13 protein-coding genes are annotated in these 15355 nt (G+C 65.0%); 4 read left to right on the top strand and 9 right to left on the bottom strand.

What is annotated here, in order from left to right:
- Positions 1–65: 65 nt before the first annotated feature.
- On the top strand, positions 66–1745 hold the full coding sequence (locus F0A17_RS12765) for an NAD-dependent malic enzyme (RefSeq protein ID WP_149328709.1): 1680 nt from the start codon (positions 66–68) through the stop codon (positions 1743–1745).
- Between the two features lie 79 nt (positions 1746–1824).
- On the opposite strand, the gene acnA is transcribed toward F0A17_RS12765, so the two are convergent.
- Positions 1825–4575, bottom strand: a complete 2751-nt coding sequence (acnA, locus tag F0A17_RS12760) for an aconitate hydratase AcnA (protein WP_149328708.1) — start codon at positions 4573–4575, stop codon at positions 1825–1827.
- A 157-nt stretch (positions 4576–4732) separates the two neighbouring features.
- Between acnA and F0A17_RS12755 the strand changes: the two genes are divergently transcribed.
- A complete protein-coding gene (locus F0A17_RS12755) occupies positions 4733–4939 on the top strand; it encodes a CPXCG motif-containing cysteine-rich protein (RefSeq protein WP_149328707.1) in 207 nt (68 codons plus the stop codon).
- Positions 4940–5081: 142 nt separating this feature from the next.
- The gene (gene trxB / locus F0A17_RS12750; protein ID WP_149328706.1) at positions 5082–6032 is read left to right on the top strand and encodes a thioredoxin-disulfide reductase; all 951 of its coding nucleotides are present in this window, start codon (positions 5082–5084) and stop codon (positions 6030–6032) included.
- A gap of 79 nt (positions 6033–6111) precedes the next feature.
- On the opposite strand, the gene F0A17_RS12745 is transcribed toward trxB, so the two are convergent.
- Positions 6112–6348: a SlyX family protein gene (locus F0A17_RS12745; protein WP_228716904.1), complete on the bottom strand. Its 237-nt coding sequence runs from the start codon at positions 6346–6348 to the stop codon at positions 6112–6114.
- A 128-nt stretch (positions 6349–6476) separates the two neighbouring features.
- On the opposite strand from F0A17_RS12745, the gene F0A17_RS20955 reads away from it, so the two are divergent.
- Entirely contained in the window at positions 6477–6941 is a 465-nt protein-coding gene (locus F0A17_RS20955) for a cold-shock protein (protein ID WP_149328704.1), read from the top strand.
- A gap of 307 nt (positions 6942–7248) precedes the next feature.
- Here F0A17_RS20955 and F0A17_RS12735 read toward each other — a convergent pair whose 3' ends face one another.
- From F0A17_RS12735 to map, 7 genes are all read right to left on the bottom strand, one after another.
- Positions 7249–7656 carry a hypothetical protein gene (locus F0A17_RS12735; protein WP_149328703.1) on the bottom strand — a complete coding sequence of 136 codons (408 nt, stop codon included), beginning with the start codon at positions 7654–7656 and terminating at the stop codon, positions 7249–7251.
- A 19-nt stretch (positions 7657–7675) separates the two neighbouring features.
- Positions 7676–8848 (bottom strand): succinyl-diaminopimelate desuccinylase, encoded by a 1173-nt coding sequence (gene dapE / locus F0A17_RS12730; RefSeq protein ID WP_149328702.1) that lies wholly within the window; start codon positions 8846–8848, stop codon positions 7676–7678.
- A gap of 50 nt (positions 8849–8898) precedes the next feature.
- Positions 8899–9924 (bottom strand): 2,3,4,5-tetrahydropyridine-2,6-dicarboxylate N-succinyltransferase, encoded by a 1026-nt coding sequence (gene dapD, locus F0A17_RS12725; RefSeq protein ID WP_149328701.1) that lies wholly within the window; start codon positions 9922–9924, stop codon positions 8899–8901.
- A 29-nt stretch (positions 9925–9953) separates the two neighbouring features.
- Positions 9954–10298, bottom strand: a complete 345-nt coding sequence (locus tag F0A17_RS12720; RefSeq protein WP_149328700.1) for a Spx/MgsR family RNA polymerase-binding regulatory protein — start codon at positions 10296–10298, stop codon at positions 9954–9956.
- The gene (gene dapC / locus F0A17_RS12715; protein ID WP_149328699.1) at positions 10298–11497 is read right to left on the bottom strand and encodes a succinyldiaminopimelate transaminase; all 1200 of its coding nucleotides are present in this window, start codon (positions 11495–11497) and stop codon (positions 10298–10300) included. Before dapC ends, F0A17_RS12720 begins: the two co-directional genes overlap by 1 nt.
- Positions 11498–11597: 100 nt before the next feature.
- Positions 11598–14279, bottom strand: coding sequence for a [protein-PII] uridylyltransferase (locus F0A17_RS12710; protein ID WP_149328698.1), 2682 nt, complete (start codon positions 14277–14279; stop codon positions 11598–11600).
- An 11-nt stretch (positions 14280–14290) separates the two neighbouring features.
- Positions 14291–15082, bottom strand: coding sequence for a type I methionyl aminopeptidase (gene map, locus F0A17_RS12705; RefSeq protein ID WP_149328697.1), 792 nt, complete (start codon positions 15080–15082; stop codon positions 14291–14293).
- Positions 15083–15355 lie beyond the last annotated feature (273 nt).

Raw genomic sequence — 15355 nt, 5'->3', positions numbered from 1 at the left:
ACAGCGTGGCGCGATGGCAGCGTTTCCCTTACGGCCCGGTTCCAGTCACCGCAACGAGATCAGAGATGCCCATCGAAAGCAAACGCCCCCTCTACATTCCCTACGCGGGTCCTTCGCTGCTCGAGATGCCGCTGCTCAACAAGGGCAGTGCGTTCACCCGCGAGGAGCGCCTCGAGTTCAACCTGGTCGGCCTGCTGCCGCAGAACGTGGAATCCATCGAGGAGCAAGCCGAACGGGCCTACCGCCAGTACCAGCAGTGTCATAGCGACCTGGAGCGGCACATTCACCTGCGGGCGATCCAGGACGACAACGAGACCCTCTACTATCACATGGTGATGGAGCATCTCGAGGAAATGTTGCCGATCATCTACACCCCGACGGTGGGTCAGGCCTGCGAGGAGTTCTCCAATATCTACCGCAGCCACCGCGGGCTGTTCGTCAGCTATCCGGACCGCGAGCGCATGGATGACATCCTGCGCAGCGCCACCAAGGACAAGGTCAAGGTGATCGTGGTGACCGACGGCGAGCGCATTCTCGGCCTCGGCGATCAGGGCATCGGCGGCATGGGCATTCCCATCGGCAAGCTGGCGCTCTATACCGCTTGCGGCGGCATCAGCCCGGCCTACACGCTGCCGATCACTCTCGACGTGGGCACCAACAACCAGGCACTGCTCGACGACCCCATGTACATGGGCTGGCGGCACCCGCGCATCTCCCAGGAGGAGTACGATGCCTTCCTCGATGAATTCATCGCCGCGGTGAAGCGCCGCTGGCCCAACGTGCTGTTGCAGTTCGAGGATTTCGCCCAGGCCAATGCCGTGCCGCTGTTGGAGCGCTATCGGGATCAGCTGTGCTGCTTCAACGACGACGTCCAGGGCACCGCCGCCGTCGCCGTTGGCACGCTGATGGCGGCCTGTCAGGCCCGCGACGAGACCATCGCCGACCAGCGTGTGGTCTTCGTCGGTGCCGGTTCCGCCGGCTGCGGCATTGCCGAACAGGTGGTGATCGCCATGCAGGCGGAGGGGCTCTCCGAGAGGGAGGCTCGCCGCCGAGTGTTCATGGTCGACCGCGAAGGCCTGGTGACCTCGGATCAGGCATGGCTACGCGACTTCCAGCGCCGCCTGTCCCATGAGCCCGAACTCGTCGAAGGGTGGCAGGATCAATCCCTGCTCGAAGTGGCGCGCCATATCAAGCCGACGGTGTTGATCGGCGTGTCGGGGCAGCCGGGGCTGTTCTCCGAGGACGTGGTCCGTGCCATGCACGCCGGCTGCGAGCGGCCGGTGATCATGCCGCTCTCCAACCCCACCTCCCGCGCCGAGGCCACGCCCTCGGAGGTGCTCGAGTGGACTGACGGCCAGGCGCTGGTGGCGACCGGCAGTCCTTTCATGCCGGTGGTGCATGACGGCAAGACCTATCCTATCGCCCAGTGCAACAACGCCTACATTTTCCCCGGTATCGGCCTTGGCGTGGTGGCCAGCGGCGCCAAGCGCGTCACCGATGCCATGTTGATGTCCGCTTCGCGGGCGCTGGCCCGCGAGGCGCCACTGGTCAAGGAGGGCAAAGGATCGCTGCTGCCGGCGCTGTCGCAGATCCGCGAGCTCTCCAAGGCCATCGCCTTCGACGTGGCCGCCCAGGCCCAGCAAGAGGGCGTGGCACTGCGCACCGACGGTATCAAGCTGCGCCAGGCCATCGAGCGCAGCAGCTGGACGCCGGAGTATCGCCGCTATCGCCGCCGCTCCTTCTGACGGCAAGCGCATCGCGCTCTGGCTGTACGAAGAAGGCCCCGCCTCGGCGGGGCCTTGCATGAGCGAGTGAAGGCTCGCTTCACACCGCGCCGATCATCCGCCGCAACACGTAGTGGAGGATACCGCCGTGGCGGTAGTACTCCAGCTCGTTGGCAGTATCGATGCGGCACAGGGCTTCGATACGTTTTTCGCCCTTTTCGCTCTTGATGGTGACCGTCACCCTGCCGCCTGGGGTGAGGCTGGCCAGACCTTCGATGGAGATCGTCTCGTCGCCGGTCAGGCCGAGGCTCTTTCGATCCTCGCCCTCGGGGAACTGCAGCGGCACTACGCCCATGCCGATCAGGTTGGAGCGGTGGATTCGCTCGTAGGATTCGGCGAGCACGGCGCGCACCCCAAGCAGTCGGGTGCCCTTGGCCGCCCAGTCACGAGAGGAACCGGTACCGTATTCCTTGCCGGCCACCACTACCAGCGGCGTCCCCTTTTCCTGATATCTCATGGCCGCGTCATAGATGGCCATCTGCTCGCCACTGGGCACGTGACGGGTCTCGCCGCCGATCACACCCTCAAGCATCTCGTTGCGAATGCGCACGTTGGCGAAGGTGCCGCGCATCATCACCTCGTGATTGCCGCGGCGGGAGCCGTAGGAATTGAAATCCACCGGCTTGATGCCGCGTTCCTGCAGATAGCGCCCTGCGGGACTGTCGGGCTTGATGGCACCGGCCGGCGAGATGTGGTCGGTGGTCACCGAGTCGCCCAGCAGAGCGAGGATATGGGCGTTCTCGACGTCCTCGATGGGCTCGGGCTCGCGGCCCATGCCCTCGAAGAAGGGCGGGTGCTGGATGTAGGTGGAGGAGGGCGACCATTCATAGACCTGGCTCTGCGGTACCTGCAGGGCCTTCCAGGTCTCGTCGCCCTCGAACACCTCGGCATACTCCTTGCGGAACATCTCGGTCTTGACCTTCTCCACGGCGCTGGCGATATCGGCCTGGGAGGGCCAGATATCCTGCAGGTAGACCGGATTGCCGTCCGGGTCCTCGCCCAGCGGTTCACTGCTGAGATCCAGGCGCACGTTGCCGGCCAGGGCGTAAGCCACCACCAGCGGCGGCGAGGCGAGCCAGTTGGTTTTCACCAGTGGATGAATGCGCCCCTCGAAGTTGCGGTTACCGGAGAGCACCGAGGCCACGGTGAGGTCGCCGTCCTCGATCGCTTTCTCGATGGGCGGCGGCAGCGGGCCGGAGTTGCCGATACAGGTGGTGCAGCCGTAGCCCACCAGGTTGAAGCCAAGGGCGTCGAGGTCCTCCTGGACGCCGGCAGCCTGAAAGTACTCCGTCACCACCTTGGAGCCGGGTGCCAGTGAAGGCTTCACCCATGGCTTGGTCCTGAGCCCCTTGGCGCGGGCGTTGCGCGCCAGCAGCCCGGCGGCCATCATCACGCTGGGGTTGGAGGTGTTGGTGCAGGAGGTGATGGCGGCGATTACCACGGCGCCGGGGTTGAGCATGAACTGCTCGCCGTCCAACTCGACGTTCTGGCTGTCGTGGTGCTCGTAGCTCTCGTGTACGCCGACCGCGGTCTGGCCGCCTTCGGAGAACAGTCGGCCCTTTTCCTCGCTGGGGAGCGGCTTGCCGCCGTTCTCTCCCTCCATGAGCTTCTCGAAGGTTGCCTTCATGTCCTTCAGTGCGACCCGGTCCTGTGGACGCTTGGGGCCGGCCAGGCTGGCTTCGACATCGCCGAGGTCGAGATGCAGGGCGTCGCTGAAGATTGGCTCGTCGCCCGGCTCGCGCCAGAGTCCCTGAGCCTTGCAGTAGGCCTCGACCAGCTCGATCTGAACCGCGTCGCGTCCGGTCAGGCGCATGTACTCGAGGGTCTCCTCGTCGACCGGGAAGAAACCGCAGGTAGCGCCGTACTCGGGCGCCATGTTGCCGATGGTGGCGCGGTCGGCCAGCGGCAGGTCGGCCAGGCCGTCGCCGTAGAACTCGACGAACTTGCCGACCACTCCGTGGTTGCGCAGCATCTGGGTGACGGTGAGCACCAGGTCGGTGGCGGTGATGCCCTCACGGAGCTTGCCGGTAAGCTTGAAACCCACCACCTCGGGTATCAGCATCGACACCGGCTGGCCGAGCATGGCGGCTTCGGCCTCGATGCCGCCGACGCCCCAGCCGAGCACACCCAGACCGTTGATCATGGTGGTATGGGAGTCGGTACCCACCAAGGTATCGGGATAGGCGAATGTCTTTCCGTCCTCTTCCTTGCTCCACACCGCTCGGCCCAGGTACTCGAGGTTGACCTGGTGACAGATGCCGGTACCCGGCGGCACCACGCTGAAGTTGTCGAACGCCTGCTGACCCCAGCGCAGGAACTCGTAGCGTTCGCGGTTGCGCTCCATCTCGATGGCAACGTTATCCTTGAAGGCGGTGGGGTTGCCGAACTTGTCGACCATCACCGAGTGGTCGATGACCAGGTCCACCGGCGACAACGGGTTGATGCGCGAGGGATCCTCGCCAAGCTTCTGCACTGCAGCGCGCATGGAGGCCAAGTCCACCACGGCGGGCACGCCGGTGAAGTCCTGCATCAGCACGCGTGCCGGGCGGTAGCCGATCTCGCGGTCGGAGCGCCCCCCCTGCTGCCAGTCGACCAGCGCCTGGAGATCCTCTCGCGCCACGCTCGGGTCACTGGCGAAGCGCAGCTGATTCTCCAGCAGAATCTTCAGCGTCTTCGGCAGCCGGTCGATACGACCCAGCGCATCGGCCGCCTTCGGCAGGCTGTAGTAGTGATAGGTGGTGCCGCCGGCATCCAGCGTCTGCAGGGTATCCGGCATCTCGTCACGGCTCATGAGGGCCTCCTGTCACGGTTGAGAACGGTCCTTTTCGTATTCTCGTCTTTAACACATGGTCATGATAGGTCTCCCTTTCAAGCGCTGCCCAACGTTTCTATGCTGTCCGTGAGCGGATGTGCCGCGTCGTGAAGACGCCGCGGCAAGGAGATTTGCAATGCACGAAGCGCATCTCGACAGTCACCCGGTGAACTGCCCCTACTGCGATATGCCCTTCGATCTGTTGATCGACATCTCCCAGGGTAGCCACGAGACATGGGAGGATTGTCCTTATTGCTGTTCGCCGATCCAACTGCGCGTGATGGTCTCGGTCAGCGGCGAACTCGAGGGGCTGGCCCTGGGACGCGACGACGAAGTCCTGTAACGGACGCCGTGCGACATCACCCCGCTTGGCGTCGGGTGCTGGTACAATGGGAACATTCGCTGCCCCGGTCGGCTGCGGCTAGCGTGTCGCCGGGCGCGCCATTCTACGTCTCATCCCGTTAGCCAGTTGCGAGGTTCTCCGCATGAGCGAAGCGCGTCACGAACGCCTGATCATTCTCGGCTCCGGCCCGGCCGGCTATACCGCCGCCGTCTACGCGGCGCGGGCCAATCTCAAGCCGGTGCTGATCACCGGCATCCAGGCCGGCGGCCAGTTGACCACCACCACCGACGTGGACAATTGGCCCGGCGACGATGCCGGCGTCCAGGGACCGGAACTCATGGAGCGCATGAAACGTCACGCCGAACGTTTCGATACCGAGGTGCTGTTCGACCACATTCACGAGGTGGAGCTGCGAAGCCGGCCCTTCACGCTCAAGGGTGACACCGGCACCTACACTTGCGATGCGTTGATCATTGCCACCGGTGCCAGCGCCCGTTACCTGGGGTTGCCCTCCGAACAGCAGTTCATGGGCCAGGGCGTCTCGGCCTGCGCCACCTGCGACGGTTTCTTCTACCGCAACAAGGAAGTCGTGGTGGTGGGCGGTGGCAATACCGCCGTGGAGGAAGCCCTGTACCTGTCGAACATCGCCTCCAAGGTGACCCTGGTGCACCGCCGCGATACCCTGCGCGCGGAGAAGATCCTGCAGGATCGGCTGCGCGAAAAGGCCGAAGGCGGCAATGTGGCGCTCGAATGGAATCACGTAGTGGAGGAAGTGCTGGGCGATGCCAGCGGGGTGACCGGCGTGCGTATCCGCTCCACCGTCGATGGCAGCGTGAAGGAGCTCGAGGTACCCGGCGTGTTCATCGCCATCGGCCACAGCCCGAACACCGGTATCTTCGAGGGGCAGCTCGAGATGCACGACGGCTACATCAAGGTCAAGTCCGGCCTCGAGGGCAACGCCACCGCCACCAGCGTGCCGGGTGTATTCGCTGCCGGCGACGTCATGGATCACGTCTATCGACAGGCGGTGACTTCCGCAGGCACCGGCTGCATGGCGGCGCTGGATGCGGAGCGATACCTAGACGAGTTGTAAACGCGGCTTTGCCGCCTGAAGGGCGAAGACCGGCGCTGCGCGCCTTGTCGTTAAGAGACGCCATAGGCTGGCTTCCCCTTCAGTAGTGCGGCGGCATCTCGTCCTGCGGACCGGGTGCCGTCATGTCCGCTTCCTGCAGCGCGCGCTGCTGTTCGCGCAGCGTTTTCTGCATCAGGGCATTGATCCGTTCAAGCTGGGCCAGGCGTCGTTCCTGGCTGGCCACGGCTTCGTCCAGCGTCTCCAACCAGTGCTCCTGGTAGGCGATGCGGCTCTCCAGTTCCTCAAAACGGGCAGCGAGCGCCTGAGAAAGGCTCATGCTAGAATCGTCGCGCTGCGTGTCACTGTTCATCGTGACACCTTCGTCGGGCGGTGGGGCTTCTGGCCGTGTCGTCATCGGACTTCCTGTTTCATCATTTCCACACAACAAGTGAGCAATACGGATCCATGAATCGCAAGGTTATCTTTCGCTGCACGCTGATTAGCCTGTTGCTGGCCGCTCCGGCGCCGCTACTGGTCGCCCTCTCCCTCGGCCTGGCCGATGTCGGCCTGCCTCGCCAACTCCTCACCCTACTGGAAGTCGGCGGTGTCGCGGCGGCCTATCTCGCCGTGGTCGCCGCCGTCTTCGTACTGCTGCTCATCGCCACGTTGGCCACCCATGCGCTGAGCCCGCAGCTGGCGGTGCTGGCCGCGGTGGAGAATGACGATCGCGAGATTGGCGAGGTCAAGTGGTTCAACGTCAACAAGGGCTACGGTTTCATCAAGCGCGAGAGCGGCGAGGACGTGTTCGTGCACTTCCGCGCCATCCGCGGTCGTGGGCATCGCACCCTGGCCGAGGGGCAAAAGGTGCGCTATCACGTGATCGAGAATGAGAGGGGGCTTCAAGCCGACGACGTCACCGTCATTACTTAGGTGGTAGAAAGCGGCTGCGCTCGGTCATACTGCATTAAAAATCGGGTCAAGGTACTCATTTGCAACAGCAAACTCCGTCTATGGATCGCGACATCCCTGTCGCTCGCTCTTCGAACAGCGGAGCTGCCCAAATCGGCTTTCCATGCCGATTTGTCACCGATTTTTGCCTTGCGACCCACGGGGATGTGGGAAGTGCGTCGGCCCGTAGGAAACGGGCCTAGCCCTGACCTTCGCTCGCCAGCTTTCGCAAGCTAGTCAAGAACATCGCCCCGCATGTTTCGAACATGCGGGGCGATGTCGTTTCGGGTCACTGGCCGGAATCGGGCCAGTCGATGACGCCTTCGCTGCCGTCGGGCAGCACGCGCCAGAAGCGATCGGGGTCGTCGCCGGGCTGCCAGCCACCCAGCGAGCAGCGCACCTCGCAGCCGAGCCGGCCGGCGGCTTCGCGAGCGCAGTCGGTGTCGCGCTGCCAGGGGGTATGGTCGCTGTCGAACCACAGGCTGGCGAAGCCGTCGGCGGCCTTCTCGACCAGCAACACCGGCACGCTGTGTCCACCACGGTGACCGCGGGTTTGCCACTTGTTGCGTCCCGCGGCGCGCAGCGGAGCGGCATCCAGCGTCTCGCCCAGCCAGGCATTCAAGGTATCCAGCGGTGCCTGGCGGAGGTAGATCTCGATGTCCGGATAGCGCGTATCGCTGTGGTGCTGGTCTGGCATGGCGTTCTTCCTCGGGCACTCAGGGCTGGGCACTGCCGTTGACAAGGAGCCGGGCCAGAATGGCTTCATAGACTCGGCTCAGATCGTCGAGATCGGCGGCGCGCACGCACTCGTTGGCCTGGTGAATGGTGGCGTTGCGTGGTCCCAGTTCTACTACCTGACTACCCAGCGTGGCAATGAAACGACCATCGGACGTGCCGCCGCTGGTCGAGAGACGGGGCTGACGGCCGAGCACCGTCTCCACCCCGTGGAGGGCGGCCTCCACCAATTCGCCCTCGGCCGTCAGGAAGGGCTCGCCGTTGAGCGTCCAGTCGAGCTGGTACTCGAGGCCGTGGGCATCGAGGATCGCCTCGGTGCGTGCTCGAAGCTGCTCATGGGTCACCTCGGTGGAGAAGCGGAAGTTGAACACCACTTCCACGTCGCCGGGAATGACGTTGGTGGCGCCGGTGCCGGCGCGAAGATTGGAAATCTGGAAACTGGTGGCCGGAAAGAAATCGTTGCCGCTGTCCCAGTGCTCCCGCACAAGCGCATCCAGTGCCGGCATCGTCTGGTGAATCGGATTGCGCGCCAAATGAGGGTAGGCCACGTGGCCCTGGATGCCCTTGACATGCAGTACGCCGCCCAGCGAGCCGCGCCGTCCGTTCTTGATCACGTCGCCGAGCAGGTCGGTGGAGGAGGGTTCGCCGACGATGCAGTAGTCGAGGCGCTCGTTGCGCTCGCGCAAATGCTCGACCACCGCCCGGGTGCCATCCACCGCGGGGCCTTCTTCATCGGAAGTGATGAGAAAGGCGATGCGGCCGTGATGGTCGGGGTGAGCGCCGACGAAGCGCTCCACGGCAGTGATCATCGCTGCCAGGCTGCCTTTCATATCGGCCGAGCCGCGACCGCACAGCATGCCGTCCGCGTCGATGACGGGCTCGAACGGCGGCGTCTGCCAGTGTACATGGGGTCCGCTCGGCACCACGTCGGTATGGCCGGCGAAGGCCAGCACCGGGCCGTGATGACCATGCGTGGCCCAGAAATTTTCCACGTCGCCGAAGGGCAGGCGCTCGATATGGAAGCCGAGCCGTTCCAGGCGTTCGATCATCAGCGCCTGACAGCCACAGTCGTCGGGCGTCACCGAAGGGCGGCGGATCAGCTCCGTGGCCAGGGCCAGGGTGGGGGAGAGGTCGGAGGTCGTCGTCGAGGACATTCAGAATCCCGGAAGGGGCGGGCGGCGCCGGGTGACGCCACCTTCGCGCCTCAGTTGTGGGCGTGCAGCGCTTCGTTCAATGCGATGGCGCTCTTGTTGGTCAGGCACTCGATGCGACCGTTCTGCGAGTTGCGGCGCAGCAACAGGTCGCTCTGGCCGGCCAGCTCGCGCGCTGCCACGGTCTTGACCTCTTGGCCCTGGTCGTCCAACAACGTCACCTTGGCGCCGGCGGTGATATAGAGCCCGGCCTCCACGGTGCAACGATCGCCCAGCGGAATACCGATACCGGCGTTGGCGCCGATCAGGCAGCCCTCGCCCACCTTGATGACAATGTTGCCGCCGCCGGAGAGCGTGCCCATGGTGGAGCAGCCACCCCCCAGGTCGGAGCCCTTGCCCACCATGACGCCGGCGGAAATGCGGCCCTCGATCATGCCGGGGCCCTCGGTGCCGGCATTGAAGTTGACGAAGCCTTCATGCATGACGGTAGTGCCTTCGCCCAGGTAGGCGCCCAGGCGCACCCGGGCGGTGTCGGCGATGCGCACGCCGCTGGGCACCACGTAGTCGGTCATCTTGGGGAACTTGTCGACGCAATCCACCGACAGGGGGCGACCCGCCAGGCGCGCTTTGAGACGGCGGGCCGGGAGCTCCTCGATATCGATCGGCCCTTCACTGGTCCAGGCGACATTGCGCAGCAGGCCGAACATGCCGGTCAGGTCGACGCCGTGCGGCTTGACCAGGCGATGCGACAGCAGATGCAGCTTGAGGTAGACCTCCGGGGCGCTCTGCGGCGGCAGGTCGGTTTCCAGGAACATGGCGACCAGCGGCCGCTGGCTGGCCGCCAGCGCTTCGGCCAGTTCCGCTTGGGCGGTATGGCCGGCTTCCCTGAGCGCGGCGCCGAGTGCGGTGCAGTGCTCGGGCAGGAAGCTGACGGCACTGTTGCCGGCGGGGACGTCGAGTACCTTGCCGACGGCCTCCACCAGGCTGGCATCGGGCTTGAGCAGCGGTGCCGGATAGTAGATCTCCAGCCAATCGCCCTGGGTGTTCTGGGTGCCGATACCGAAGGCAAAACTCAGCATTTGGTGTCCTCACGTCGTGTCGGGGGGCATCAGCCCTTGAGATCGTCATAGTCGCCGTCGCGATAGCCAACGCGAATCTCGTCGCCGGTATCGAGCAGCGGTCGCTTGAGCAGGGTGGGATTCGCCATGAGCAGTGCGCGAGCCTTGTTGGCGTCAATGTCCTGCTTGTCCTCCTCGGGGAGGTTGCGCCAGGTGGTGCTGCGCCGGTTGATGGCCTCCATCACCGGGACGCGCTCGAGGATGTGTTCTAGCAGCGCCGCGGAAAGACCGTCCTCCCGCAGGTCATGAACCTGGTAGGGCAGGCCCTTCTCGTCCAGCGCCTGGCGTGCCTTGCGGCAGGTATCGCAATTCTTGATCACGAAGAGCGTTGCCATCATGAGCTCCTTTCAATGAAACGGCGAATGCGATGGGCGGCTTCTACCGTTGCTTCGAGTTCGGCCACCAGTGCCAGGCGTACCCGCCCGCGCCCGGGATGGGAGCCGTCATTGCTCTCGCGACCCATGTAGGCGCCGGGCAGTACGCTGACATGCTCCTCGGCAAACAGCGAGCGGGTGAAAGTCTCGTCGTCTCCTCCCGGCACCGCCGGCCATAGATAGAAACTGGCCTCGGGTATAGGAAATTCAAGGATTGGAGCGAGGATGTCGGTCACGGCGGCGAACTTCTCGCGATAGGCGTCGCGGTTGGCCCGCACGTGGGCCTCGTCGTTCCAGGCGGTGATCGAGGCGTGCTGCAGCGGCAGCGACATGGCGCCGCCATGATAGGTGCGGTAGCGCTTGAACGGGGCGATCAGTGCGGCGTCGCCCGCCACGAACCCTGAGCGCAGTCCCGGCAGGTTGGAGCGCTTGGAGAGCGAGTGGAACACCAGGCAGCGGCGATAGTCGTGCCGGCCGAGGGCAGCGCACGCCTCGAGCAGCCCCGGCGGCGGGGCGCTCTCGTCGAGGTAGAGTTCGGAGTAACACTCGTCGGAGGCAATGATGAAATCGAACTCGTCGGCAAGCGCGATGAGCTTTTCGAATTCGGTCCGCGGCGTCACCGCGCCGGTGGGATTGCCCGGCGAGCAGAGGAAGACGATCTGCACCTCGCGCCAGGTATCGGCCGGCACGGCATCGACATCGGGGCGAAAGCCGGTCTCGGCGAGGCAGTCCAGGTAGAGCGGCCGGCCCCCGGCGAGCAGGGTGGCGCCCTCGTAGATCTGGTAGAAGGGGTTGGGCACCGCGACCTTCGCCGGCCGGGTGCGGTCCAGTGCGGCCTGGACGAAGGCGAAAATCGCCTCACGCGTGCCGTTGACCGGGAGCACCTGACGGTCGGGATCGAGCCCTTCGAGCCCGAAGCGCCGCGTGGCCCAGCCGGCGATCGCCATGCGCAGCTCATGAATCCCGGCGGTCGCCGGATAGCGGGCGAACGCCTGTTGGTGGGCCTGCAGAGTTTCCAGTGCGGCGGCAAAGGGCGCGTGCTGCGGCTCGCCGATGGTGAGCGGGATGTGGGCCAGCCCTTCGGGAGGCGTCACGCCGACCTTGAGGGCGGCAAGCTTCTCGAAGGGGTAGGGTTTCAGGGCATCGAGGTCGGGGTTCATCGGAGTCCAGGCGCCGTGAGCGGCGTCGTTATCGTCATTACGGGCAGACGGACGATTATAGGGAAGGCCCCGGCTCGCCTCAAACCGACGAGCGACAGGCTCACCCTGCCACGTCGAGCACGTCGATCAATCGCGCGCGAAGGCGCTGCTGGCGCTCCGGATCGGTCAGTGGTTGGCCGGTCTTGTCGGTAATGAAGAAGACGTCCTCGACGCGTTCACCCAGGGTGGCGATCTTGGCTGCCGACAGGGCGATGCCCTGCTCCATGAAGATACGCCCCACCCGGGCCAGCAGGCCGGGGCGGTCGGGGGCGGTCAGCTCAAGCAGGGTGCGATCGTTAGCCGGATCCTGCTCGATGGTCACTTCGGTGGGCACCCTGAAGTGGCGCAGCTGGCGCGGTGTGTGGCGAGTGACGATCTGCGGGTAGTCGTCCGGGTCATCGAGCTCTTCCACCAAGTGCTCGCGTATCTCCTCGATGCGCCGGGCGTCGCGGATGGCGCGGCCCTGGTCGTCGAGCACGATGAAGGTATTGAGCGTCCAGTCGTTGCTCGAGGTGGCGATGCGCGCATCGTGGATGGAGAGCCCGAGCTGCTCCATGGCGGCCGCGGTGGCGGCGAACAGGTCGTCCACCGAGCGGGTGTGGATGAATACCTTGGTGCCGCCATCGCTCATGTCATCGATGGGGGCGCTGATCAGGATCAACGGCAGGGGAGATTCGCCGTGGGCCAGGATGCCCATGGTCTGCCAGGCGATCTCGCTGGGCGCATACTGCAGGAAATACTCTTCGCCGAGCGATTCCCACAGGCGGTCGACCCGGTCGATGTCGGCGCCCACCGTGACCAGCAGCGAGCGCGCCTCGCCGCGGGTCTCGCGCACCCACTCCTCGCGGTCGAGCGGATTGTCCAGGCCGCGGCGCAGGGCACGCTTGGTCTCGGCATGAAGCTGACGCAACAACGAAGCGCGCCAGCCGTTCCATAGCGTCGGGTTGGTGGCGTTGATGTCGGCCACGGTCAGCACGTAGAGATAGTCCAGGCGAATCTCGTCGCCGACCAGGACGGCGAATTCCCGGATCACGTCGGGGTCGGTGATGTCCCGCTTCTGGGCCACCATCGACATCACCAGATGATTCTCCACCAGCCAGCTGACCAACCGCGTATCGCGCTGCGATAGTCCGTGACGCTCGGCGAAGCGCTCCACGTCCCGGGCGCCCAGGACCGAGTGATCGCCGCCGCGGCCCTTGCCGATGTCGTGGAAGAGGCCGGCGATCCACAGCAGCTCCAGCTTGGGCAGTTGGTGCACCAGCGTCGCCGCCACCGGATATTCGTCGCGCGCTTCCGGCTTGCGAAATTGCTGGATGAACTTGAGCAGGCGCAGGGTATGCGCGTCCACGGTATAGATGTGGAACAGGTCGTGCTGCATCAACCCCACCGCGCGGCCGAACTCCGGCAGGTATTTGCCCAGCACGCCGTAACGGTTCATGCGCCTGAGCTGGCGGGCCACGTTGCCGCTGGAGCGCAGCAGTGACATGAACAGGTGCTGATGATGGGCATCGTCGCGGTAGAAATCGTCGATCTGGTGACGATGATCGCGGATCAGGCGAATGGTGTCGGCACGCACGCCTTCAATCTCGGGGTGCTCGGCCATCAGCAGGAACAGCTCGAGCAGTGCCGAGGGGTGTTCGCGGAAGACCGCGCGGTGGCGCGCCTTGATGTAGCCACCCTCGATCACGAAGCGCTCGTTGAGGGGTTGCATTTCCAGTCGCTCGCCGCCGCGCAGGATCGCTTCGTCGAAATGCTGCAGCAGCATGTCGTTGAGACCCGCCAGTGCCGTGACATGGCGATAGTAGCGTTTCATGAACTGCTCGACGGCGAGTCGTTCCGGGATGTCGCGAAAGCCGAACAGCTCGGCGATGGTGCGCTGATGGTCGAACAGCAGGCGATCCTCGGCGCGACCGGTGAGCATATGCAAGGCATAGCGCACCTGCCACAAGAAGGCTTGGCCCTGGCTGAGGATGCGCAGCTCTGCGTCGTTCATGAAACCGCCGGCCACCAGATCCTCGTAGCGCTGGCTGCCGAAATGGCGCTTGGCCACCCAGCCGATCATCTGGATGTCGCGCAGCCCGCCGGGCGAGCTCTTGATGTTGGGTTCGAGGTGGTACTCGGAGTTGTTGAAGCGATGATGGCGGGTGATCTGCTCCTGCCACTTGGCCTCGAAGAAGCGGTCGGCGGGCCACATCCGCTTGGGTGCGATGCGTGATTTCATGGCGTCACGCAGGCGCTCGGGGCCGGCCAGGGTGCGCGACTCCATCAGGTTGGTGATGATCGTGATGTCGGCCTCGGCCTCGCGCTGGCAGTCGGAAAGCGAGCGTACGCTGTGGCCGATCTCCAGGCCGATGTCCCACAACAGCGTGATGAAGGCGGTCAGCCCCTCGCGGTAGGGCGTGTCGTCGTCGTGCTCCAGCAGCAGCATCAGGTCCACATCGGAGTGGGGATGCAACTCGCCGCGGCCATAGCCGCCCACGGCGAGCAGTGCCACGCCGTCGTCGGGCCACTCTTGCAGCGACCACGCCACGCCGAGCAGTTGGTCGAGGCACCAGGCCCGGCCGTGCACCAGATCGCGAATGTCGGCCCCGGCGCGAAAGCGCTCGTCGAGTCGGCTCTGGATGTCGCGCAGGGCGGCCTTGAAGGGGGCGATGGGCGAGCGGGTGCCGGCGAGCTCACGACGGAAAGTCTCGGCATCGAACAGCGATGCATCGGGCACGAAGCGATAGTGATGCAAGAGCATGGCGACTCGGCTCAGTGATCGAGGAAGGAGAAGTCTTCCTCGTGGCGCGCCGTCAGCACCTCGACGCCGGTCTCGGTGACCAGCAGCGTATGCTCCCATTGCGCGGACAGGCTCTTGTCGCGAGTGACGGCAGTCCAGCCGTCGCGCAGCACCTTGGTCTGGTGCCCGCCGACATTGATCATCGGCTCGATGGTAAGGCACATGCCGGCGGCGAGGGTCGCATCGGCCTCGGGCGCGTAGCCGTCATAGTGCAGCACTTGCGGGTCCTCGTGAAAGCCGGCACCGATGCCATGGCCGCAGAAATCGCGCACCACCGAATAGCCGTTGGCCTCGGCATGACGCTGAATGGCGCGGGCCAGATCGGACAGACGCACGCCGGGGCGTACCAGGGCGATGCTGCGATACAGGCACTCCTGGGTGACGCGACACAGCCGCTCGCCTTGAATGTTCTCGCCGACGATGTACATGGCGCTGGAGTCGCCGTGGTAGCCCTCGGCGGTCCTGACGGTGACATCGATATTCATGATGTCGCCTTTCTTGAGCTTCTTGGCGAGGTCCGGGATGCCGTGGCAGACCACGTGATTGATCGAGGTGCAGATCGACTTGGGGAAGCCGTGATAGTTGAGTGGCGCCGGCGTGGAGCCCAATTCGTCGACGATGTAATCGTGGCACAGACGGTCCAGCTCGCCGGTGGTCACGCCGGCCGTGACATGCGGTGCTATCATTTCCAGCACGCTGGCGGCCTGGCGACCGGCCTCGCGCATCTTCTCGATTTCGTCGGGCGTCTTGATGGGTATGTTCATGAATGCTCGTTTCAGAGGGGTTGCAGCGCCGGTATCCGGCGTGGTCGAAGGCGGGCGACTTCATCTCGCTGATGAACTATGGTATAAAGCCGCGCGCTTTCCTGCAATCGCCTCCCCCGGCTGGGCCTCGCCCGACCCAAACGAGGCGCAGCGATGGCGCCGGCGACGAGAGCGGCGAAGCGCCTGTGCGCATCGACGGTTCGAGCCGTAACTCTACAGCCTTGAAAACACACACGTACCGGCACATGGTCCCGGGTGCCGTCGGTCGATCCC

It is taken from the genome of Billgrantia pellis, from assembly GCF_008297955.1.
Lineage (GTDB): Bacteria > Pseudomonadota > Gammaproteobacteria > Pseudomonadales > Halomonadaceae > Halomonas > Halomonas pellis.
The sequence above is the reverse complement of the archived record's forward strand: the minus strand, read 5'-3'. Positions and strand labels throughout refer to the sequence as shown.

Coding starts and splice junctions, on each gene's coding strand:
- trxB (WP_149328706.1), top strand. CDS start 5,082: ATGAGCGAAGCGCGTCACGAACGCCTGATCATTCTCGGCTCCGGCCCG.
- F0A17_RS12735 (WP_149328703.1), bottom strand. CDS start 7,656: ATGCCAGACCAGCACCACAGCGATACGCGCTATCCGGACATCGAGATC.
- dapC (WP_149328699.1), bottom strand. CDS start 11,497: ATGAACCCCGACCTCGATGCCCTGAAACCCTACCCCTTCGAGAAGCTT.
- F0A17_RS12720 (WP_149328700.1), bottom strand. CDS start 10,298: ATGGCAACGCTCTTCGTGATCAAGAATTGCGATACCTGCCGCAAGGCA.
- F0A17_RS12765 (WP_149328709.1), top strand. CDS start 66: ATGCCCATCGAAAGCAAACGCCCCCTCTACATTCCCTACGCGGGTCCT.
- dapE (WP_149328702.1), bottom strand. CDS start 8,848: ATGTCCTCGACGACGACCTCCGACCTCTCCCCCACCCTGGCCCTGGCC.
- F0A17_RS12710 (WP_149328698.1), bottom strand. CDS start 14,279: ATGCTCTTGCATCACTATCGCTTCGTGCCCGATGCATCGCTGTTCGAT.
- map (WP_149328697.1), bottom strand. CDS start 15,082: ATGAACATACCCATCAAGACGCCCGACGAAATCGAGAAGATGCGCGAG.
- F0A17_RS12755 (WP_149328707.1), top strand. CDS start 4,733: ATGCACGAAGCGCATCTCGACAGTCACCCGGTGAACTGCCCCTACTGC.
- dapD (WP_149328701.1), bottom strand. CDS start 9,924: ATGCTGAGTTTTGCCTTCGGTATCGGCACCCAGAACACCCAGGGCGAT.
- acnA (WP_149328708.1), bottom strand. CDS start 4,575: ATGAGCCGTGACGAGATGCCGGATACCCTGCAGACGCTGGATGCCGGC.
- F0A17_RS12745 (WP_228716904.1), bottom strand. CDS start 6,348: ATGAGCCTTTCTCAGGCGCTCGCTGCCCGTTTTGAGGAACTGGAGAGC.
- F0A17_RS20955 (WP_149328704.1), top strand. CDS start 6,477: ATGAATCGCAAGGTTATCTTTCGCTGCACGCTGATTAGCCTGTTGCTG.